The 21,159-nt window shown below is 74.3% G+C and carries 11 protein-coding genes; 7 read left to right on the top strand and 4 right to left on the bottom strand.

The features are described 5' to 3' along the window. Nucleotides 1-47: 47 nt before the first annotated feature. Nucleotides 48-8,969 (bottom strand): SDR family NAD(P)-dependent oxidoreductase, encoded by an 8,922-nt coding sequence (locus tag ACIQV3_RS02060; protein WP_403708781.1) that lies wholly within the window; start codon nucleotides 8,967-8,969, stop codon nucleotides 48-50. Between the two features lie 489 nt (nucleotides 8,970-9,458). Here ACIQV3_RS02060 and ACIQV3_RS02055 point away from each other — a divergent pair, with 489 nt between their 5' ends. Then, nucleotides 9,459-10,352 (top strand): LysR family transcriptional regulator, encoded by an 894-nt coding sequence (locus tag ACIQV3_RS02055; protein ID WP_403708779.1) that lies wholly within the window; start codon nucleotides 9,459-9,461, stop codon nucleotides 10,350-10,352. A gap of 202 nt (nucleotides 10,353-10,554) precedes the next feature. Beyond that, entirely contained in the window at nucleotides 10,555-11,862 is a 1,308-nt protein-coding gene (locus ACIQV3_RS02050) for a putative Ig domain-containing protein (RefSeq protein ID WP_403708777.1), read from the top strand. A 50-nt stretch (nucleotides 11,863-11,912) separates the two neighbouring features. Here the strand turns inward: ACIQV3_RS02050 and ACIQV3_RS02045 are convergent, their stop codons facing one another. Further along, nucleotides 11,913-12,329 (bottom strand): 6-phosphogluconolactonase, encoded by a 417-nt coding sequence (locus ACIQV3_RS02045; protein WP_403708775.1) that lies wholly within the window; start codon nucleotides 12,327-12,329, stop codon nucleotides 11,913-11,915. 44 nt (nucleotides 12,330-12,373) lie between these two features. Beyond that, on the bottom strand, nucleotides 12,374-13,462 hold the full coding sequence (gene surE / locus ACIQV3_RS02040) for a 5'/3'-nucleotidase SurE (protein ID WP_403708773.1): 1,089 nt from the start codon (nucleotides 13,460-13,462) through the stop codon (nucleotides 12,374-12,376). Nucleotides 13,463-13,834: 372 nt separating this feature from the next. On the opposite strand from surE, the gene ACIQV3_RS02035 reads away from it, so the two are divergent. The 4 genes from ACIQV3_RS02035 (at nucleotide 13,835) to ACIQV3_RS02020 (ending at nucleotide 19,169) form a co-directional block, all read left to right on the top strand. Next, complete coding sequence (locus ACIQV3_RS02035; RefSeq protein ID WP_403708771.1) at nucleotides 13,835-15,859, top strand: glucose PTS transporter subunit IIA; 2,025 nt, start codon at nucleotides 13,835-13,837, stop codon at nucleotides 15,857-15,859. Between the two features lie 97 nt (nucleotides 15,860-15,956). Further along, entirely contained in the window at nucleotides 15,957-17,363 is a 1,407-nt protein-coding gene (locus ACIQV3_RS02030; protein WP_403708769.1) for a glycoside hydrolase family 1 protein, read from the top strand. A gap of 168 nt (nucleotides 17,364-17,531) precedes the next feature. Next, complete coding sequence (locus ACIQV3_RS02025; protein WP_403708767.1) at nucleotides 17,532-18,362, top strand: HAD family hydrolase; 831 nt, start codon at nucleotides 17,532-17,534, stop codon at nucleotides 18,360-18,362. Nucleotides 18,363-18,752: 390 nt separating this feature from the next. Next, entirely contained in the window at nucleotides 18,753-19,169 is a 417-nt protein-coding gene (locus ACIQV3_RS02020; RefSeq protein ID WP_403708765.1) for a GNAT family N-acetyltransferase, read from the top strand. Between the two features lie 49 nt (nucleotides 19,170-19,218). Here ACIQV3_RS02020 and ACIQV3_RS02015 read toward each other — a convergent pair whose 3' ends face one another. Further along, on the bottom strand, nucleotides 19,219-20,607 hold the full coding sequence (locus ACIQV3_RS02015) for an MFS transporter (RefSeq protein WP_403708763.1): 1,389 nt from the start codon (nucleotides 20,605-20,607) through the stop codon (nucleotides 19,219-19,221). Between the two features lie 341 nt (nucleotides 20,608-20,948). Between ACIQV3_RS02015 and ACIQV3_RS02010 the strand changes: the two genes are divergently transcribed. After that, on the top strand, nucleotides 20,949-21,104 hold the full coding sequence (locus ACIQV3_RS02010) for a DUF6131 family protein (protein WP_266875260.1): 156 nt from the start codon (nucleotides 20,949-20,951) through the stop codon (nucleotides 21,102-21,104). Nucleotides 21,105-21,159: the final 55 nt, after the last annotated feature.

The following is a 21,159-nucleotide window of genomic DNA, read 5'->3' as shown; positions in this document are numbered from 1 at the left end:
CGCGGTGGTGCCGGCGCTGACCGGATCCCACGCCTTGCTGGTGGCGGTCAGGCACGCCGCTCACCCCCCTCGTCTCCCCCGGCCGCCATCAGGACCACCTGTACGTCCGTCCCGTGCGCGAGTTCGGCGAGGAACGCGGCGCCGCCCGCGTCCGGGTCGATGAGCGGAATGCCGCGGCGGCCGTACACACGGGCCAGTTCGGGGCTGACCATGCCGCCCGCCTCGGCGGCCCAGGGGCCCCAGTCGACGGACAGCACCCGGCCCGGGAAGCTTTCCGCCCAGAGGTGCGCGAGGCCGTCGAGGGCGTCGTTGGCGGCGGCGTAGTCGGTCTGTCCCCGGTTTCCGTACACGCCCGCGATGCTGCCGAACAGGGCGAGGAAGCGCGGTGCGGGAGCCGCGCCGTGCTCGGCCGCCGCGGCGGCGAGATGGCGCGCACCGGTCACCTTCGTGGTGAACACCTCGGCGAAGGAAGCCGGTTGCTTGTCGCGGAGCAGGCCGTCGTTCAGGGTCCCGGCTCCGTGCACGATCCCGTCCAGCCTGCCGTGGCGGGCCCGTACGGCGGCCACGACGGCGCGTACCGCCTGCTCGTCCGTGACGTCCGCGCAGTGGTAGCCGACGGACGCGGCCACCGTCGCGAGGGCCGCCAGGGTGGTCCGCACCTCCCGCTCGGCGAGGATCCGGGAGGCCGCGGCCTCGATCTCCGCGGGGGTGCGCAGACCGGTGGCGATCAGTGCGGCGCGCAGGGCGACCCGGTCGGCGGCGTGCCCGAACTCGTCCGCCTCGGACGGTGGTTCGGGTGTTCGCCCCATCAGCTCTACGTGGCATCCGGTGGCCCGGGCCAGCGCCAGGGCGGTCCGGGCGGTGATCCCGCGGGCCCCGCCGGTGAGCAGGACCACCGAGTCCGCGTCGAGGGGCGGTGTCCCGCCGCCGGGGACGAGCGGTGCGGGCACCGGGCGGGGGGTGACCCGTAGACCCTCGGCGGTGTAGGCGACGGAGGCGGGTGCGGGGGCCTCTCCGGTCGGATCAGTCTGGCCGGTCGGGCCGGACGGGCCGGACGGATCGGTCGGGCCGGACGGGCCGGACGGATCGGTCGGGCCGGACGGGCCGGACGGATCGGTCGGGCCGGACGGGCCGGACGGATCGGTCGGGCCGGACGGGCCGGTCGGATCGGTCGGGCCGGACGGGCCGGTCGGATCGGTCGGGCCGGACGGGCCGGTCGGGCCGGTCGGATCGGTCGGGCCGGACGGGCCGGTCGGATCGGTGGCCGGTGCGCAGCTCAGCTCGGCGAGCAGCTGCGCCGCGATCCGCTCGGGGTCTTCCTTGGGGTGGACCTCCACGGCACGGATCAGCCGGCCGGGGTACTCGAGTGCGGCGCTGCGGGCGAAGCCGTGCACTCCTGCTCCGGCGGACTCGCCCCGGACGGTGACCAGGAGGAGCCGGTGCACACCGCCGGTCAGGGCCAGCCGCAGCCCGGGAAAGGCCTCCGGGAGGACGGGCGGCGCGCCCGGCCGGAGGGCGGACAGGTCGATCAAGGCGTCGAACCCGGCCTCTGCCCGGGCCAGTTGATGCACGTCCACCCCCCGGGCCCGGAGGGCTCCGGTGACCGCGGGCCCGATGCCTTGGCCGTCTCCGGCGGCTCCGGCGTCTCCGACGGCTCCGGCGTCCCCGACGACCCCGATCCGCAGACCCCGCAGGACCTCCGGGTCCCCGGGCGCGGGCGGCAGGGCCTGCAGTTCCACCCGAAGGCGGCCGAGCGTCGCGGGCGGGGCCGTGGCCGCGGCCAGCGCTTCGGCAGCCGAGGGCTCGGGGCGGGCGGTGTGGCCGGAGACCCAGTCCACGATGCCGCGCAGGGTCTTGATCCGGGACAGCTCCTCGATGGCGCTCTCGGCGGAGCCGCCCGCGTCCTGCGGCAGGCCGATCCGATCGGCCAGGGCGCCGATGATCTCGACCCGCTTGATGGAGTCGATGGAGAGGTCGGCCTCCAGGTCCAGCTCGGGAGCGAGCATGTCGCGCGGGTACCCGGTCCGGGTGTGGACGATCTCCACGATCACGTCCATCACCTCCTCGGCGGACCGCGGCCCCCCACCGGCGGCGCCCTCACCACCGACGGAGCCTTCACGGCCGCCACTCCTGGGGACCGCGCCCCCCGGGGCTGCCCCGCCCGGGCCACCCGAACGTGAGGCCGCGCCACTGGGCACGCGGGAACCCGGGGCAACCCCCCCGGCCACGCCTCCGCCCGGAGCCACACCGCCAGGCATCCCGGAACTCGCGGCCGCGATCCCGCCTCCGGCGGACCGGGAGCCGTCTGCCCCGGCCGCAAGGCCAGCGCCGTCGGGCCGGTACCCGGCACGGGCACGGGCGGAGGGAGCGTCCGTGCCCGTGTCCGACACCGCCGCCGGACCGCCGGGCAGTCCGGCGCCCGGGACCCCGGCCTCGGGCAGTCCGGCGCCCGGGACCCCGGCCGCAGCGGCTGTCGCCCATGGACCGGTGTCGGTAAAGGCGTGCGGCGGGCCTGCCGGGGCCGCGCCATGGCCCGTGGACCCGGCTCCCCCGGCTCCGCCGGTACCTCCGGTCGGGCCTCGGCCGTCCACCGGCGTCCCGGCCCAGTGAGCAGGCGAAGTCGTGTCCGGGAACACCCCGGAGCCCGTCTCCCCGCCACCGGACGGCCCGGAACCGCCGGCCGCGCCGCCGGGGGTCCCGGCGACGGAGGTCGTGGGCCACGGCCCCGGACTCCCGGCGCCGGAATCGGTAGCCACCGGGGCCGCGCCGAAGGCTCCGGGCCGGGCGCCATCGGCATCCGCGGGCAGGCTTCGGCCATCCGGCCGGGGCTCGGCCCAGGGGGTGGCCGGTGCCGCGCCCTGGTACGTCCCCGGGGCGTCCCCCGCACCCTGGGGGCGCGCGAACCCCTGTCCGGCGTCCCCCGCCGAGGCCGCCCCCTCGCCCTGGGGGCCCGCGGAGCCGTGGAGGACACCGAAGGAGGAGGGCTGGACCGCGCGGGCCGGGCCGGCTGCGGCGGGGTACCCGGGCAGGGCCGGGTCGGGCCCGCTCCAGGGCGGCGCCGTCGCCGTCGACGCCAAGTAGCTCATCATGACGTCCCGTTGGGCCTGAACGAGTTCGCGCGACCCGCGGAGGTACGCCAGGACGGCTTCCTCCCGCCGGTCGGCCGGGGCGGGTGCGGCGTGCTCGGGCAGGTGGCCGGAGGGAGCTCCCGTCCCGGCGGGTGAACCCTCCGGTGCCTGGAGACCTGCGGCAGGGCGGGCGTTCGCCCTCCAGGGGGTTCGGCCGCCCCCACCCCCGACGGCCGAACCGGCCACCAGCACAGCGCTCCCGGGGAGGACCGACGCCCCCTCGGCCGCCGGAACCCAGGTCCGGCCGTTCCGCACGCCCGCGTGCCCGTCCGGTGTTCCCCCCGTCGGACCGGGCCCGCCCGAGCCGGCCGCACCTGGCCGCCCGCCCACCAGCCAGTCCCCGCCCCCGCCCCCGCCGGGGACCGTGCCGTGCCAGTGGCCCGGGAAGCCGCCGCCCTCGCTTCCGGCCGCCAGCCGCGCCTGCTCCCGGGCGGCGCTCCCGGCCGATCCGGCCTCCCCGGGGCCACCGGCCGCCGGCCACGGCCCGGCCCCGCCCCCGCCCACAGCCCCGGCCCCGGCCCCGGCCCCAGCCCCAGCCCCAGCCCCAGCCCCAGCCGGCAGGCTTCCGGGCCGGCCGTTCCCGTGGGCCGGCGGGGAGTCGGGGCCCCCCTGCACATGCGCCCCCGACGGAACGGTCCCGCCGTTCGCGTGTACCCCCACGGGGTGGACGCCCGTACCCGCCCCGGCCCCCACAGAGTCGAAGCTCGCGCCCGCCCGGGCCCCCGTGGGGTCGACGCCCGTGCCCGCCCCGGCCCCCGAGGGGACCGCTCCGGCCTTCACCCGGGCTCCCAGGAGGGCCGAGCCCCCCTCCGGGCCGGTGCCGTTCGTCGGCTGTGTCATCTGGTGGGCTCCCTTTCCTTCGGTTACCGCGACGTGGACCCGGCGGGCCGGGCGGAGGCCGCCGGGGACGGGGTCGCCGTCCCGGGTGCGGACCAGGTGGCCGTCCACCAGCCAGCCCGCGCGGCGCGGAGCGCGCTCGGGGAGCCGGGTGGTGCGGCCGCGGAACAGGGCTTCCGGTGCCACCGGCACGCCGGCCGCCGCCAGTTCGGCCAGGGCCGTGACCAGGCGGAGCAGTCCGTGCTCGCCCGGCACGTCCAGCGGCACGACCGTGTGCGGCCGGTCGCACAGGATGCGGCCGACCAGGCCGGACAGCACCCGGCCCGGCCCGGTCTCCACGAAGGTCCGTACTCCGGCGGCGTACATGTGCTCCACCTGCTCCACGAACCGGACCGGCTCCGCGACCTGACGGGCCACCAGCTCGCGCACCGCATCGGCCGGCACCGGGTACGGGCCGGCCGTGGTGTTCGACCAGACCGGGAGGGTGGCGGCGGACAGGTCCGTCCGGGCGAGCTCCTCGGTCAGGGCCGTGGCCGCCCCCGCGACCACCTGGCTGTGGAACGCACAGGCGACGGGGAGCGGGGCCGCCGTCAGGCCCGCTTCCCGCAGGGCGGTCACCGCCTTCGCCACGGCGGCCGCCGGTCCTGAAATCACGCACTGGCGGGGGGCGTTGTGGTTCGCGATCACGCACCCGGCCCGCTCCGCGATCTGCCGCACCTCCTGCGGCGCGGCCGTCACCGCCGCCATCGCCCCCGGCTCCGCACCGGCCGCCGCGAGGATGGCCTCGGCCCGGCGCGAGCTCAGCCGCAGCAGGCTCTCCTGGTCCCACACCCCCGCCGCCCACAGCGCGGTGAGCTCGCCGTACGAGTGCCCGGCGACGCAGTCCGGCCGTACGCCCAGCTCCCCCAGCAGCAGGTGCGCCGCCGAGCCCGCCAGCCCGAGGGCCGGCTGGGCGATCCGGGTGTCGGTGACCGCGGCCCGCTGCGCGGTCCGCTCCTGTGCGGTGAAGGCGGCGGGAGGGAACACGGCGGAGACCACCGCGCGCGGCGCCCCGTCGAGGAGTGCCCTCAGCCGGGGGAAGGCCGTGAACAATTCCCCCAGCATTCGCGGTCGTTGACTGCCCTGGCCGGGGAAGAGGAAGGCCACCTGTCCCGGGTCCGCCGATTCCTCCCGTACGTGGACACCCGCGCCCGGGGTGAAGGCCCGCGCCTGCTCCAGCCTGGCCGCCAGCTCGTCCAGGTCGGCGGCCACGACCGCCACCCGTACCGCGCCGGCGCCGGCGCCGGCCGCGACTTCGGCGGCGAGGTCCCGCAGCGCCCACGGGCGCCCGGCCCCGTCGTTCTCCTCCAGCCGGGCCGCCAGCCGGGCCATGGCCCGGCCCGCCGCGCGCCGGTCCTCGCCGCGGAAGCAGAACAGCTCGGCCGGCCACTCCTCCAGTCCGTGCCGGGGCTCCTCGGCCCCGGCGTAACCGGTCAGCACCGCGTGGTAGTTCGTTCCGCCGAACCCGAAGGCACTCACGCCGGCGATCCGCCGCTCGGCGGGGACCGCCCACGGCCGGGCCACGGTGTCGAAGGAGAAGGGGCTGGTCCGCGCGTTCCAGGACGGGACCGGGGTGTCGAGGTGCAGGGTCGGCGGCCGTACGCCCGCGTGGACCGCGCGGACCGCCTTGATCAGTCCGGCCAGACCGGCCGCGCACTTGGTGTGCCCGATCTGCGATTTCACCGAACCCAGTGCGCAGGCTCCGGGAGCTGCCCCCGACTCGGTGAACAGTGCGGTCAGTACGCTCAGTTCGGTGGTGTCACCGACCACGGTTCCGGTGCCGTGCGCCTCGAGCAGACCGACCTCGCCGGGGTTGATCCCGGCCCGTGCGTAGGCCCGGTCGAGGGCCCTGCGCTGCCCCTCCGGCCGGGGCGCGGTGAGGCCGAGGGAGCGTCCGTCGCTGGCGGCTCCGACCGCCTTGATCACGGCGTACACCCGGTCGCCGTCCCGTTCCGCGTCGGCGAGCCGCTTCAGCACGAGCGCCCCCACCCCCTCGCCGAGGGCGATCCCGTCGGCGGCCGCGTCGAAGGGCCGGCAGCGGCCGCCGGGGGACAGTGCGCGGACGGAGGAGAACAGCAGATAGTCGTTGATGCCGTTGTGGACGTCGGCGCCCCCGCACAGCACCATGTCGCTGTCCTCGTCCCGCAGTTGGCGGCAGGCGAGGTCGAGCGCGGCCAGCGAGGAGGCGCATGCGGCGTCCACCGTGCAGTTCGCGCCGCCGAGGTCCAGCCGGTTGGCGACCCGGCCCGCGATGACGTTGGCGAGGACCCCGGGGAAGGAGTCCTCGGTGAGCCGCGGGAGCTGTTCGTCCAGTGCGGCGGGGAGTTCGCCCAGGTATCCGGGGTACAGGGCGCGCAGTCCGTAGGCGCCCGCCAGCTCGGTGCCGGCCTCCGCGCCGAAGACGACCGAGGTCCGCGACCGGTCGAACTCCCGGTCCTTGCCGTACCCGGCGTCCGCGAGGGCCCGTGCCGAGATCTCCAGGGCCAGGAGCTGTACCGGCTCGATCCCGGCGAGCGAGGCCGGCGGGATCCCGTGCGCGAGGGCGTCGAAGGGCATCGGGCCGAGGAAGCCTCCCCAGCGGGACGGGGTGCGTTCGCCGGCCCGTGCCGGGTCGGGGTCGAAGTGGAGCGCCGGGTCCCAGCGTTCGGCCGGGACCTCGCTCACGGCGTCGCTCCCGTCCAGGATCCGCGCCCAGTAGGCGGCGAGGTCCGGCGCGCCGGGGTAGGCGCAGGCCATGCCGACGACGGCGACGTCCAGCGGGTCGGGCCGCGAGGCACCGACGCCGGACCGCGCGTCCGCCTCGCCGACCGCGTCCGCCTCGCCGGCCACGCCGGCCACGCCACCCTCGGGGTCCCCGCCGGCGAGCTCCCGGGCCCGCCGCGCGAGCAACTCGGTCGCACCCTGGGTGACTTCGGCGTGCAGCGCGGCGATCGTGGTGGTCCCGGAGCGCAGGGTGGCTGCCTGGCCGAGCATGAACAGACCTTCGGCGTGCTGCTGTTCCTCGCCCACGGACTCCAGTGCGGAGCCGTCGGCCGCGCGCCGCAGCCCCTTGCTGGCGATCCGGAGCCTTCCCAGATTGAGCCGCTCCAGCTCCTCCCACACCTCGCGCGGCTCGGCGCCGCCCTCCGCGAGCCTTTGCCGGGTGGCCTCGAAGGTGTCCGCGTACGGGGTGATCGCACAGCGGGTGGCGTGTCCGGGCGCGGTGTGCAGCAGTACGGTGTCCCCGCACTCCAGCGCCGCCCGCTGGAAGCGGGGCAGGACCGCGCCCGCCGCCACCGCCTCCTCGGTGAACAGGTAGGCGGTGCCCATGAGCACCCCGATGCGCGCACCCCGCTCGGCCAGTGGGGCGGCCGCGGCGGCGGCCATCGCCGCGGAGCGGGCGTCGTGGATCCCGCCCGCGAACAGCACGTCCAGCGCGGCCGGTTCGGGGCAGGACAGCAGCAGCTCGATCTGTTCCTCCCACAGCGGGAACGAGGCGCGCGGCCCGACGTGACCCCCGCATTCCAGCCCCTCGAATACGAACCGCCGGGCCCCGTCGGCGAGATACCGCTCCAGCAGGCCCGGCGAGGGCACGTGCAGATGGGTCCGGGTCCCCGCGGCCTCCAGCGGGGCCGCCTGTCCCGGGCTGCCGCCCGCGATGATCGCGTACGGCGGGCGCACGTCGGCGACGGCTGCGAGCTGCTCGGCCCGGAGCTCGGCCGGGACGAAGCCGAGCATGCCCACGCCCCAGGGCCGTTCCCCGAGCCGCTCGGCGGTTTCGGCGAGGAGCCGGCGCACCTGCGGCCCCTCCATGACCGCCAGCGCGAGATAGGGAACCGCGCCCCCGTCCGCCACCGCTTCGGCGAAGGCGGCCTGGTCACTGACCCGGGTCATCGGCCCCTGCGCCACCGGGAGCGGTCGCCCCGGGCCGTGGCCGCCCCCCAGCGGCCGGGCCCGTACGACGGCCGCCAGGTGTCCCGCGACGGCCGACCGGATGCCCTGGAGGATGCCTCCGGTCGTCCGGTGGCGGGCGGCGAGCCGGGCGGCCGAGGCCCCGTCCTGCCCGACCGGCAGCAGCTGTGCGCGCAGGTCCCGGGCCCCCAGCAGGGCGCTGACCGGGCCCTGCGGCGGGGTCAGGTCGGGGCGCGCGTACACCCGGTGCCCCTCCAGCAGCTTGGTCTCGGAACCGTCCATGGCCCCTACGGCCGCCGCCACTTCGGAGGTGAGTCCGGCCTCCCCCTCGGGCGTGAGGGCCAGTTGTACGTCGACCAGCACCCCGGCGGCTCCGCCCGCGACGGCCGCGGCTGCGGTGTGCGGCCCGATCCCGCCGTAGGCCCGTACGGGCAGCCGCGACGCCGGTCCGGCGGCGAGGAGGTGTTGGAGCAGCACGAAGGTGGTAGTCCCGCCCACCCGGCCACCGGCCTCGTGCCCCTTGGCGACGAGCGCGTCGACCCCGGCGTCCACCGCGGCCCCCGCCTCGACCGGATCGGTGATCTCGGCCCACACCCGGGGCCGCCCGGGTGCGGCCGCCCAGCCGGCCACCTCGTCCGGGGTGTGGCCCGCGGGGTCGGCGAGCAGCACCGTGTCCACCTCCGCCGGCAGCTCCTCGGGCCCGAGCGGGCAGCCCGCGGGCACCCGTACCCCGTAGCGGGCCGCTCCGAGGCGGCGGGCTACCTCGGCCATGGCGCTCCGCGCGGACCCGGCGTCCCGGCCGAGGTCGAGCAGGCCCAGGGCTCCGGCGCGCTCGGCGGCGATCACGATCCGCGAGTTGGGCTCCGCGAACGGGCTGACCGCGACGACGAGGTCACGGTCGGCGTCCCGGAGCCGCCCGGAATGCCGCGCGGCGCGGCGGGCCGACGGAGACTGCCGGGGCGGAAGGGCACGCGAAGGCTGGGAGGCACGCGAAGGCTGAGAAGCACGCGAAGGCTGGGGGGACGGCTCGGGCTGGGGGGACACGGACGCTCCTCTTCCAGTGCTGTGTGACATGGCGCAGTGGGGGACGGAAGACGGGGGAAAGCGCGTGAAGGACGTGCGAGAAGGACGGCGGACGAGGCGCCCTCCCCCTGGCTGTCCAAGGTGGGGCGACGCGCGAAACGGCCGGACGATTCGGCGGGGACAGGGTTGAGCGGCGGTCAAATTCCCTGTTGCCGGGATGCATCGTGCGGTGACGGACCCGCACTGTCAACGGTCATCCGGAGCCGTTCGCTTCGCGTTCCGGACGCCCCCCACCCGCCGGGGCGGCTCCCCGGCCACGGCGTTGGCGCGCTCCCTCCGATGCCGTGGCCTGCGGCGTTGCGGCGCGGACGGCCCGGAAGTCCCGTCTCCGGCCCACCGGTCGGGGCACCCGCGCCGCCCGGGCTCATGCCGCATGGGTATGGGTTGTCACCGGTCCGGCATGAACACCTTTGCGGAGTCTGTCGGTTGTTCACCCGACGCGCTCTTACAGGTACACCCTCGCCCGGTTACCGTCCGGTCATGACCCCCACCCTCGCCCAGCTCCGCTACCTCGTCGCCGTCGCCGACTGCCGTTCCATCACCGGCGCGGCGGCCTCCGTCTTCGTCGCCCAGTCCGCCCTCTCCCGAGCCGTCCAGGCCATGGAGCGCGACCTCGGGGTCGATCTCCTCGCCCGCCGGGGAAGGGGGGTGGACCTCACGCCGGAAGGGGCCCGGGTCGTCCGGCTGGCCCGCACGGTGCTCGACGCGGTGGAGGCCATCGACGACATCGGCACTCCGCACGGACTGGGCGCCAGGGCCGCCCTGTCCATGGTGACCACGCCCACCCTGGCCCTTGATCTGGCCTCCGAGCTGGTACACACCTTCACTGAGCGACACCCCGGACTCGACGTCAGGCTCCACCAGTACGACAGCCGCGAGGCCGTGGTCCAGGAACTGACGCAGGGCAGAGCCGAGTTGGCACTCGTGGATCTCCCCCTCGACAAGGAGCTCAGCACCCACTACATCCAGGAGCGCGAGGTGGTGCTGATCTCCCCCGTCGGCTCGGCGCTGCCCGACCCCTTACCGTTCCGCGCGCTGGACGGGCTGCCCATGGTGCTGCCCACCCCCGGGACCGGCCGGCGCACCGAGATGGAGGCCATGTTCAGCTGTCTGGGCGTGCGCCCCGTGCCCTGTCTGGAGGTCGACGAACGTCTCGGCTGGGTGACGGGGGTGACCGACGGCCGCGGCTCCCTCATCTGGTACCGCGACGTGGTCGCCCGGGCCTTCGGCAGTAGGGCGGAGATACGTTCCTTCACCCCGCCCCTCCTGCGTCCGGTGGGGATCGCGCACGCACGCCGGCCACTCAGCCGTGCGGCTCGCGCCTTCATCGCACACGCCCAGCACAAGGCCCCCGTGCGCGAGCCCTCCCGGTGACCGCGCGGGCCGCGGGAACCGCGTGCAGGCAGCAGCCGCGCGGAGGGAGGGGTCGCGGGGGCCGCACGCGACACGGGCCCCGGGCGGGCCGACCGGAGGGAGCCCCTCGGCGGCCGGACATGCCCGCCCGGCATTGAACGATGCTCGAACGGAGGGCGATTGACCCTGGCGCCGTGAACCGACTCCCCCTCACATGGTGGGCATGTTCCGACTACTCCTCACACCCCCGCGCGCCGCAGCCCTCGCCACCGCGGTCCTCGCCGCCGCCCTGCCGGCCGCGGCCTGGCTGACCGGCCCCGCCGCCGGGGCCGCCGGCGCGGCCACCGCGCCGCCCTCCTCCGCACCCCCGGCCGGCGTCGCCGCCGCTCCCGAGCGCCAGTGCACCCTCCCCGGAGGCACGGCCGAGATCAGCGGGCTCGCCATGAGCCGAAAGCACGCCGGCGTCTTCTACGCCGTCAACGACAGCGGGAACACCAACCAGGTGTTCGCCATCGACTGCAGCGGAGCCACCGGCCTGCTCAGGGCCACGTACACGGTCTCCGGGGTGGGCAACACCGACTGGGAGGGGCTGGCCCTCGGCAAGGACTCCTCGGGCCGTCCCGCCATCCTGGTCGGCGACATCGGCGACAACTTCGGCAGCCGCGCCGAGATCACCGTGCATTCCTTCCCCGAACCCGACCTGCTCGCCAACGCCTCGGTGACGCCCGTGACGTACCGCTTCGCCTACGCCGACGGGAAGCACGACGCCGAATCCCTGCTCGCCGACCCCGTCACGGGACGGATCTACATCGCGAGCAAACTCATCGGAGCGGCCGGCCAGTTGTACCAGGCCCCGCTGCCGCCGGTCCCCGGGCAACTGGGCACCCTGACCGCCGTCCGGCCGGGCCCGGTCTTCGCCACCGACGGCGCGTTCTCCCCCTCGGGGGCCTCGTACACCCTGCGCAGCGGTGGTCCGCTGGGAGCCAACACGGCCTCGGTGTACGACACCTCGGGCGCCAAGATCGCGGACGTGGCCCTGCCCGCCCAGTCCCAGGGCGAGACGGTGACGTACCTCGACTGCACCACCCTGCTCGTCGGCTCGGAGAACGACACCCAGATCTGGCGGGTCCCGCTCCCCCCGGAGGCCACTCCGGGCTGCGGCGGCACGCCGACGCCCACGCCGACCCCGACACCCACTCCCACCCCCACTCCCACGCCGACACCCACTCCCACGCCTACGCCCACGCCCACGTCGACGCCGACCCCCGGTGACCTGAAGCTGACCAACCCCGGCCCGCAGTCCTGCAAGTTCAACCAGAACTGCACCATCCAGCTCACCACCACGGGCGGCAAGCCCCCCGTGCGCTACACCGCCACCGGACTCCCCTGGGGCCTCACCCTCGACGCCGCCACCGGCCGCATCACCGGCAAACCCTGGGCCACCGGAACCCTCCAGATCACCGCCACCGCCACCGACACCACCCCAACCACCGCCACCACCACCTTCCCCCTCACCCTCACCTGGTTCTGACAGCAGCCGGCGGCGGATCCCGTACCGCCCGGGATCCGCCCCTCCCGGGTTCAGCCCGGCATGTTCCCGCAGAAGTGGCCGTCCGCCCCGAGCCCGATGAGCATCAGGTCCAGCCCGCCGTTCCCGTGCAGTTCACGGGCGACGGACGCGTGGTTGGCGACCGTGAGCGGGTGGATGTTGGCCTCCGGCACCCCTCCGGGGCCATAGAGGTGCTCCTGCAGCGCGGAGAGGGTCAGCCCGTGTTCCCGCCCGGCGAGGGGAACCTCGTCGAAATTGTAGAAGTGGACGTCGGAGAAGGCGCCGGGGTTCCGGCGCAGCCTCTCGGTGACGATCTCGTACGTGCCGGCGGGGCTCGCCCCGGCGGTGAGGGCCATGTTGACGCGCCGGTCGTGCAGCATCTCGCCGAGCACGATGTCGGCCGCGGTACGGCTGAGGTCCTCATGGTCCCGCGCGATGACGATCTTCATTGGGTGTTCCGTTCTCGTGGATCGTGAGCCTGGGCGCCCGGGTCTCAGGGACGCGGGGCGGACTTCTTCACGTACTGCTCGGTCTTCTTCAGCGCCTTCTTCCCGTCGACGGAGCTCCCGTAGGTGCGGTCGGAGGTGACGGGTGTGACCGAGACGGCCCCGCCGAGGGCCGCCGTCGAGTCGGCGTCCGGGCGGCCTTCCGCGCATTCCGCGCTGCCGGGGTTGGCCGACGCGCAGTCGCCGAGGGCGATGCCGAAGCTGTCCCCGCCGCCCTCCTGCACGTAGGCGTGGTAGGCGTACGCGCCCGAGCCGACCCGGGTCCAGACGGGCGGCCGGGCCTGGGCGCCGGCGCTGATGTCGGGGTAGTCCACCTTCAGGGCGAACGCGTCGGTGAGCAGGCGGTGTTCCTTCAGTCCCGCGAGGAACTTCGCGCCGAAGGCGGCGGTGGCCCGGTAGTTCTCCACGGGGTGCGCACTCATGTCGGCGTTGGCGGAGGCGCTGAAGGCCACGGCCGGTACGCCGGTGTCGATGGCGGCGATCGCGGCTCCGACGGTGCCGGAGTCGTTGACCGAAGAGCTCACGTTGAGACCGGAGTTGATGCCGGTGACCACCAGGTCGGGGGCTCCGCTCCAGCCCGCCTTGGCGGCGAGCCCGCCGCGCAGGGCCAGTTTGACGGTGTCGGCGGGTGTGGCGCTCGGCGAGTCGGGGCCGCACGGGCCGTCCGCCAGGCAGACGCCGAAGACCGGCGCGCCGGAGGGCGCGCCCGCGCAATCGTTCTCGTAGCCGGCGGGCATCCGCTCCCGCTGCCGGACGGTCAGTACGCCGTGGTTGGTGACGGCGGTTCCGCGTCCGCTCTGCACCTGCCACGGCGCCATCACCACGACGTCGGCGCCGGCGGCGCACAGCGCGCGCCGCATCTCGTAGGCGCCGAGCCCGTCGGAGTGGTTGGGTTTGGCGGCCTGGATCCCGTCGTCGTTGGAGATGAGGATCCGCATCCCGTCCAGCGGGCCCGCCCCCGATGCCCGCGAGGGCGCGGCGGAGCGTACGGAGTCGGCGGAGGCCGCCGCCCCGGTGGTGGCGGCGAGCGCGCACGCGGCGGCCACGGCGAGGAGTTTGCGAGGAGCGGAGCGCATGAGGGGCCTGCCTTCTGGTGGATCGAGCCCTGGGGTACATCGAGCACGTGGCCGCCTCGAGCACTTGGGCACGTCTCGATGTCACGGAGCCCGGGAGACAACGTCTCGGGACCGGGCCCTCCCCGTGCACTCTTCCGCCGTCCGCCCACTCGGGGACAGGGGTTGAAGGTCCTTCCGGGAGGACCGATGGGCCCGATACGGGCCATGTCGCCGCACAGTGAACTCGCCTGAGGAAAGGCCTTGTTGATGAGTGAAAGCACATAGGGCACAAAGGTCGCCCCATTCGGGACTTTCGGCTTCCTTTGCCTTCCGTTGACCTCGTCGAGACTGAGGGGACCTCGGACCGAAGACGTTCCGGGTTCGTTCCACGCGATGCAGGGAGAACTCATCGTGGATTACGGAAAGACGGCGTCCGCCGTACTCGAAGGCGTCGGCGGCGAATCGAATGTGGAGTCCCTGGGGCACTGCGCCACGCGACTGCGTTTCGTCCTGAAGGACGCGTCGAAGGCGGACAGAGCGGCGGTCGAGTCGACACCCGGGGTCATCACGGTGGTCGAGAGCGGCGGCCAGTTCCAGGTGGTCATCGGGAACGACGTGGCCAAGGCCTACGCGGAGATCGGCAGGATCTCCGGGCTCGGAGCCGACAAGGCCCGGACGAAGGACGCCGCGACCACGGCCACAGGCACGGGCCCGGGCAAGGGCCCGGGCAAGGGCACGGGCAAGGGCCCGGGCAAGGGCCCGGGCAAGGGCCCGGGCAAGGGCCCGGGCAAGGCGAGCGGGAACCCGCTGACGCTGCTGGTCGACGTCATCTCCAGCATCTTCACCCCGTTCCTCTGGACGCTGGCCGGCGCGGGCCTGCTCAAGGCCACGATCGTGCTGGTCACCAAGCTCGGCTTGGTCGCCGAGACCTCGCGGGAGTTCACCGTCCTGAACGCGGCCGGCGACGGCGTGTTCCACTTCCTGCCGGTGCTCCTGGCCGTGACCGCCGCGAAGCGCTTCGGGTCCAACCAGTGGACCGCCATGGCCATCGCGGGATCGCTGGTCTACCCCTCGATCGCGGCCATGAACGAGGCCGGCGACCCCGTCTCCTTCTTCGGCATTCCGATGGTGATGGTCGCTTACGCCTCCTCCGTCATCCCGGTCATCCTCGCCGTGTACGTGCAGAGCTTCGTGGAACGCGGGCTCGACAGCGCGCTGCCGTCCAGCATCCGCAACTTCATCACCCCGATGCTGACGATTCTCCTCATGGTCCCGCTGACCCTGCTCACCATCGGCCCGGCCTCCGACTGGGCCGGCCAGGGAGCCTCCAGCCTGATCGGGTGGCTTTTCGGTCTCAGCCCGGCCGTCGCGGGAGCCGTCCTCGGCGGCACCTGGCAGATCATGGTCGTCTTCGGCATCCACTGGGGCCTGGTGCCGATGATGGCCAACGACCTGGCCGTCCAGGGGCATTCCCTCCTCTACGGCCCGCTGGTCGCCGCTTCCGCCGCACAGGGCGCGGCCGTACTTGCGGTCATGCTCCGCACCCGCAGCAAGAGCCTCAAGAAGCTCGCCGGTCCGGCCGCCGTCAGCAGCTTCCTCGCCGGCATCACCGAGCCCGCGGTCTACGGCGTCAACCTGCGCCTGAAGAAGCCCTTCGTCTACGCCTGCGTCGCCGGCGCGGTCGGCGGCGGCATCGCCTCGGCGGGCGGCTCGGCCTCGACCGCGTACATCATGCCGGGTCTGCTGTCCCTCTCCGCCTATCTGGAGGTCGGCAGCTTCGCCCTCCAGCTGATCGGTGTCGGGGTCGCCGTCGCCCTGTCCTTCGGTCTCACCATGGCCCTGGGCTTCCAGGACGTCCCGGAGGACGCCGCCGAAGCCGGTGAGCCCCGTGAGGCCGCCGACGCCACCCCCGTACGGGCCGCAGCCGAGCCCTTCGAGGTCGCGACCCCCGTCGAAGGCAGGGTCGTCGCCCTGACCGACGTGGCGGACCCGGTGTTCGCCTCCGGCGCCCTCGGTCGCGGTGCGGCCGTCGCCCCGACCTCCGGCGAGGTGCACGCCCCGATCGACGGGACCGTCGTCAGCGTCCTGCCGCACGCCTACGGGCTCCGCTCCCCCGAGGGCGTGGAGGTCCTCGTCCACATCGGCATCGACACCGTGCGGCTCGGCGGGGAGCACTTCACCACCGCCGTCGAGCAGGGCGATGACGTCCGGCTCAGCGACACCCTCGGCGAGGTCGACCTGGCCGCGGTCGAGGCCGCCGGCTACGACACGACCACGATGGTGATCGTCCTCGACACGGCCGGCACGGGAGTCGTACGGACCACCGAGCACACCGAGGTCGAGCACAGCACGGTGCTGCTGTCCCTCAGCCCGGAGCGCGAACTCAGCCCGGAGCGCGAACTCACCCCGGTGGGCTGAAGCCCCGACCCGCGGCGCCCTCGTCCCGCGCGCCGCCCCGTACAGAACACACGGCGCCCCGCGCCCTGATCCACGTACCCCCGAAGGAGATCCGCACATGGACCACAAGACCCCCGCCGACTTCCGCCCCGACTTCCTCTGGGGCGCCGCGACCTCCGCCTACCAGGTGGAAGGCGCCTGGGACACCGACGGCAAGGGCCCGTCCGTCCAGGACGCCCGCGGCAATTACCCGGAGGGCACCACCGACTTCAAGGCCGCCGCCGACCACTACCACCGCTTCGAGGAGGACGTGAAGCTCTTCTCCGAGCTGGGCCTGAAGGCCTACCGCCTGTCCATCGCCTGGACCCGGATCGTCCCGGACGGCGACGGCGCGGTGAACCCGGACGGCATCGCCTTCTACCACCGGCTCTTCGACGCCCTGCTCGCGCACGGCATCGAACCGGTCGTCACCGTCTACCACTTCGACCTGCCGCAGGCCCTCCAGGACAAGGGCGGCTGGACCTCCCGCTCGACCATCGACGCCTTCGCCCGCTACTGCGAGGAGCTGTTCGAGGAGTACGGCAGCAAGGTCAAGCACTGGCTGACCATCAACGAGCAGAACATGATGATCCTGCACGGCGCCGCCATCGGCACCAGCGCGACCACCTCCGACGACCCGAAGCGCGAGCTGTACCAGCAGAACCACCACATGATGGTGGCCCAGGCACGCGTGACGAAGAGGTGCCACGACATGCTGCCGGCCGCCAAGATCGGTCCGGCGCCGAACATCTCCGTCGTGTACCCGGCGAGCAGCAAGCCGGAGGACGTCCTCGCGGCCTCGGACTACAACGCGATCCGCAACTGGCTGTACCTGGACATGGCCGCGTACGGCACCTACAACCCGACGGCCTGGGCCTGGATGACCGAGCGCGGCATCGCCCCCGAGATCGCGGAAGGCGACCTGGAGGTCCTGGCGGCCGGGCGCGCCGACTACCTGGCGCTCAACTACTACTCGAGCGCCACCGTCGCCGCGCCCCTCGACGACGGCGCCGTCACCTACGAGGGCGGCGACCAGCAGCTCGCGGTCGGCGAGAGCGGGGTGTTCCGCGCGGTGAGCAACCCGCACCTGGCCACCACCGAGTTCGGCTGGGAGATCGACCCCGTCGGCTTCCGCACCACCCTGCGCGACGTCTACGACCGCTACCGGCTGCCGGTCATGGTGACCGAGAACGGGCTGGGCGGCTTCGACACGGTCGAGGACGGCGAGATCCACGACGACTACCGGATCGCCTACCTCTCCGAGCACATCGAGCAGATGCGCCTGGCCGTCTCGGACGGGGTGGACGTCATCGGCTACCACCCCTGGTCGGCCATGGACCTGATCTCCACCCACCAGGGCGTGGCGAAGCGCTACGGCTTCATCTACGTCGACCGCGACGAGTTCGACCTCAAGGAGCTCCGCCGCATCCGCAAGGACAGCTTCTTCTGGTACCAGCAGCTGATCAAGGGCAACGGCTCCCTCTGATCCCGTGCGCCCCCGGGCCGCCGGCCGTTCCGCTCACCCGGCGGACGGCCGGCGGCCCCGCGGCGTTCCCCCGGCGCGGCCCCCGCGAGCGGGCCGGGGCGACCTCCCCCGTCCCGACCCCCGACCACCGACCCCTTCCGAACTCCCCCCACTCAGGAGACCCCTTCCATGCCCCGCTTCCCCTACCAGTTGATCGCCACCGACCTCGACGGCACCCTCGTACGCAGCGACCACACCGTCTCCGCGCGCACCACGGCCGCCCTCGCCGCCGCCGTCGCGGCCGGGGCCCGGCACGTGGTCGTGACCGGGCGGGTCGCCCAGTGGACCAGGCCCACGCTGGCCGAAATCGGTTACCGGGGACTGGCCGTCTGCGGTCAGGGCGGCCAGCTCTACGACGCCGGGCAGGACGCGCTCGTCTCGTCGGTCCCCCTCGACCGCGAGCTCGCGGCGCAGGTGGTGGCCCTGGTGGAGGCCCGTACCGGTCCGCTGTCGGTGGCGGTGATGCCCCTGGAACTGGCCGATCCCATCCTCGTGGGCCCCGGGTTCCCCCTCCCGCCGATGGCCTCGACCGGGATCGAGCGGGTCCACGACGCCGCCCGGCTGTGGGACCGGCCGATCGGGAAGGTCCAGATCCAGCACCCGCACCTGACGGACGACGAGCTCACCGAGGCCGCCCGGGAGGCGGTGGGTGACCTCGTCACCGTGGTGATGGCCGGCCCGACCTGCGTGGAGCTGCTCCCCCTCGGCCTGTCGAAGGCGACCGGACTGGCCCTGGCCGCGCAGGCGCTGGGCGTGACGGCCGAAAGCACCATCGCCTTCGGTGACATGCCCAACGACATCCCCATGTTCGCCTGGGCGGGCCGCTCGGTCGCCATGGCCAACGCCCACGACAGCCTCAAGGCGGTCGCGGACGAGATCACCACCGGCAACGACGAGGACGGCGTGGCGGCGGTCCTGGAGCGTCACCTCCTCTCGCTCGCCGGAGCCTCGATGCGGTAATTCCGTAATCGCGTAATCCCATGCGGCAATGCGGCAATGCGGCAATGCTCGCCGGCACGGCGCAGGCCGGGCTCGGAGTCGTGCCGGGCTCGGAGTCGTGCCGGACGAGGCGCCGGCCGACATCCGGCGGGCTCCGGTGCCCGCCGTCGAGCGGATCCGGGAGCTGGGCCCGGTCGCCGAGGGCACGGAACGCGGGCAGGCGTACCGGCTGGTCCGGGCGGCTGCCGACGAAACGGCGTACAACGGTTCCATTGGCCGATGCCCTGGCTTCCCCCGGGGGTCTCCGTCCCCGCCGGCCTCCTCGCCCCCGGCGGTTCCCGGCCAACCGGAACCACCTCAAGTCCCGACTCGAAGAACTCAGCGAACGACTCAGCAGGGAGCAGCACCAGCATGTGGAAGTGTGAACAGGTCATCGGCGGCGCCCTCAACGTGGAGGAGGCGGCCGCCCTTTACCGGGCGTCCACCCTCGCCGAACGCCGCCCCGTAGAGGACACCCAGCGCTTCACCCGGATGCTCGCCGGCGCCAACCTGGTCATCGTCGCCCGCGACGAGGACGGCCGGCTCATCGGGATCTCCCGCTCGATCACCGACGGCGCGTACTCCACCTACCTCAGCGACCTCGCCGTCGACTCCGCCTACCAGGGCAAGGGCGTGGGCAAGGACCTCATCCGCGCCACCCGGGAGGCCGCGCCGCAGGCCAAACTGATCCTGCTCGCGGCCCCGGCGGCCGTGGACTACTACCCGCACGTCGGGTTCACCGCACACCACTCCGCCTGGACGATGGACGGTCCGGCCGCCCGGGCCTGAGCCGTACGCACGCGTACCCCGGCGCCCGCCGGCTCCGGAGTACGCGGTTTCAGCCCGCGGGAGCGGCGTCAGCCGCGGGCGGGACGGGTGCGGGCGCGGTGGGCGGGGTGAGCGCGGGCGGGGCCGGCACGGGCGGGGTGAGCACGGTGTCCAGGCGGCGGACCGCGGAGCGCCGCTGGACCACCGACAGGACCGCGATCCCCGCACCGAGGGCCAGCCAGCCCGCCGGCCCGGCCGTCATCACCACGCCGGTCAGGAGCAGCGGACCGGCCGACTTCTGGACGGACATGGCCATGCCCGCCACTCCCAGGTACGAGGCCCGCGCCTCCTCGGGGGCGAGCGAGACCGCCAGCTCCCAGGAACTCACCGACCGCAGCAGTTCCGCCCCCGTGACCAGCCCCGCCGCGGCGAGCAGCACCACCGACGCGGCCACCGCCCCGGTCCCGGCGCTGAGCGCCAGCAGGAGGCAGCACACGAGCATCGTCAGCCCGTACACGGATACCGCCGCCGCGGCTTGCCGGGGTTGTTCGAACCTCGCCGAGACGCGGAGCTGGAGGACGACGACCAGCACGGTGTTGATGACGAGGAAGGCCGGGACCAGGGCGTGCGGCGCGTCGGTGTGGGCCACCAGCCACAGCGGCAGTCCGACGGCCAGGACCGAGTCGTCGAGGCTCATCGGGATGTCGAGCAGGACGAAGCGCAGGTAGCCGCGGTCCCGCCACGGGCTCGGCGCCCGCGTCCGGCCGGGATCGCCATCACCGGCCGGCCCGACGCCAGCCACCCCGACGCCAGCCACCCCGACCCCAGCCACCCCGACGCCAGCCACCCCGGTCCCGGCCGCCACGGTCCCGGCCGCCACGGTCCCGGTCTCCGCTCCCGCGCCGGCCGCGGCCACCCGCCCCTCGGCGCGCGGCTCCCGGGTGCGCCGGACCAGCGCGGCCGCCGCGAGGAACGACAGCGCGTTGGCCAGGATCAGTGCCCGGTAGGCCTCCGGGGTCCCGACCACGAGACCGGCCGCGGCGATGCCCGCGCCCACCGCGTAACCGGCGTTCGCGGAACTGCGCGCCAGCGCCTGGTAGGTGCCGCGCCGTTCGCCCGCCACCCGCGTGGCGAAGAGCATCTCCAGCGCCTTGGCCGCCCGGTCCCCGAGGCAGGTGACGGCGACCAGGGGCAGGAGCACGTCGAAGCGGGTGACCACGAGCAGGGTGCCGAGGGTTCCCAGGCGCAGCAGGTGACAGCCGATCAGCAGGGAGCGCACCGGGAACCGGCCGGCCAGGTGCCCCGCCAGGGGCGATCCGGCGATGCCCGCCACGGCCGCGGCGCCCAGCAGGAGGCCGATCCGGCCGGCGTCCAGGCCGAGGACGAAGGTGAAGTAGAGGACCGAGGAGGCGGCCCACAGGCCCGTTCCGGTGCGGTCGAGGAGCAGGGCGAGCAGCATGATCCTGGCGTCCCGGCCCCCCGGCGGCCGCCGCAACTGGGCCACCAGGCCCGGCCGTCGCGGCTTCCGCGCCCGCCCCGGCCGCCCCCACCACCCGTACGAACCTTTCCGGATCCCCGTACCGCGCCGCCGCATCCCATGGCCTCCGAACCCCCGCGAAAGTATCTCGACATCGAGATACCAACGGAAGCCTGCCCGAGATCAATCTTGACGTCAAGATACTTACGGGCGCGGAATCGGTGGCCCCGGGCGCCCGCAACCTCCTCACCGGACTGGGCCGCCGCCCCCCGCATTCCGGCACGGGATCGGGGCAGAAGCAGCCTGCGAGATGGGAGAACATCATGATCGCGCTTGGCATAGTCCTGTTGATCGTCGGCTGGCTCCTCGGGATTTCGATCCTGTGGACGCTGGGAATCATCCTCGTCGTCATCGGGGTCGTCCTGTGGGTGCTCGGATCCGTCGGACACGCCGTCGGAGGGCGGCGGCACTATTGGTAGCGCGGGCGCGCCCGGGCGCGCCCGCCACGCGTGGCCGCGCCCCACACGCGTGGAC

Origin of the sequence: Streptomyces sp. NPDC099050, assembly GCF_044759865.1 — a bacterium.
Classification (GTDB): Bacteria; Actinomycetota; Actinomycetes; order Streptomycetales; family Streptomycetaceae; genus Streptomyces.
The sequence above is the reverse complement of the archived record's forward strand: the minus strand, read 5'-3'. Positions and strand labels throughout refer to the sequence as shown.

What these genes read in the sequence shown, in the direction of transcription:
- ACIQV3_RS02060 (WP_403708781.1), bottom strand. Translation starts at nt 8,969, where the DNA reads ATGTCACACAGCACTGGAAGAGGAGCGTCCGTGTCCCCCCAGCCCGAG.
- ACIQV3_RS02055 (WP_403708779.1), top strand. Translation starts at nt 9,459, where the DNA reads ATGACCCCCACCCTCGCCCAGCTCCGCTACCTCGTCGCCGTCGCCGAC.
- ACIQV3_RS02050 (WP_403708777.1), top strand. Translation starts at nt 10,555, where the DNA reads ATGTTCCGACTACTCCTCACACCCCCGCGCGCCGCAGCCCTCGCCACC.
- ACIQV3_RS02045 (WP_403708775.1), bottom strand. Translation starts at nt 12,329, where the DNA reads ATGAAGATCGTCATCGCGCGGGACCATGAGGACCTCAGCCGTACCGCG.
- surE (WP_403708773.1), bottom strand. Translation starts at nt 13,462, where the DNA reads ATGCGCTCCGCTCCTCGCAAACTCCTCGCCGTGGCCGCCGCGTGCGCG.
- ACIQV3_RS02035 (WP_403708771.1), top strand. Translation starts at nt 13,835, where the DNA reads ATGCAGGGAGAACTCATCGTGGATTACGGAAAGACGGCGTCCGCCGTA.
- ACIQV3_RS02030 (WP_403708769.1), top strand. Translation starts at nt 15,957, where the DNA reads ATGGACCACAAGACCCCCGCCGACTTCCGCCCCGACTTCCTCTGGGGC.
- ACIQV3_RS02025 (WP_403708767.1), top strand. Translation starts at nt 17,532, where the DNA reads ATGCCCCGCTTCCCCTACCAGTTGATCGCCACCGACCTCGACGGCACC.
- ACIQV3_RS02020 (WP_403708765.1), top strand. Translation starts at nt 18,753, where the DNA reads ATGTGGAAGTGTGAACAGGTCATCGGCGGCGCCCTCAACGTGGAGGAG.
- ACIQV3_RS02015 (WP_403708763.1), bottom strand. Translation starts at nt 20,607, where the DNA reads ATGCTGCTCGCCCTGCTCCTCGACCGCACCGGAACGGGCCTGTGGGCC.
- ACIQV3_RS02010 (WP_266875260.1), top strand. Translation starts at nt 20,949, where the DNA reads ATGATCGCGCTTGGCATAGTCCTGTTGATCGTCGGCTGGCTCCTCGGG.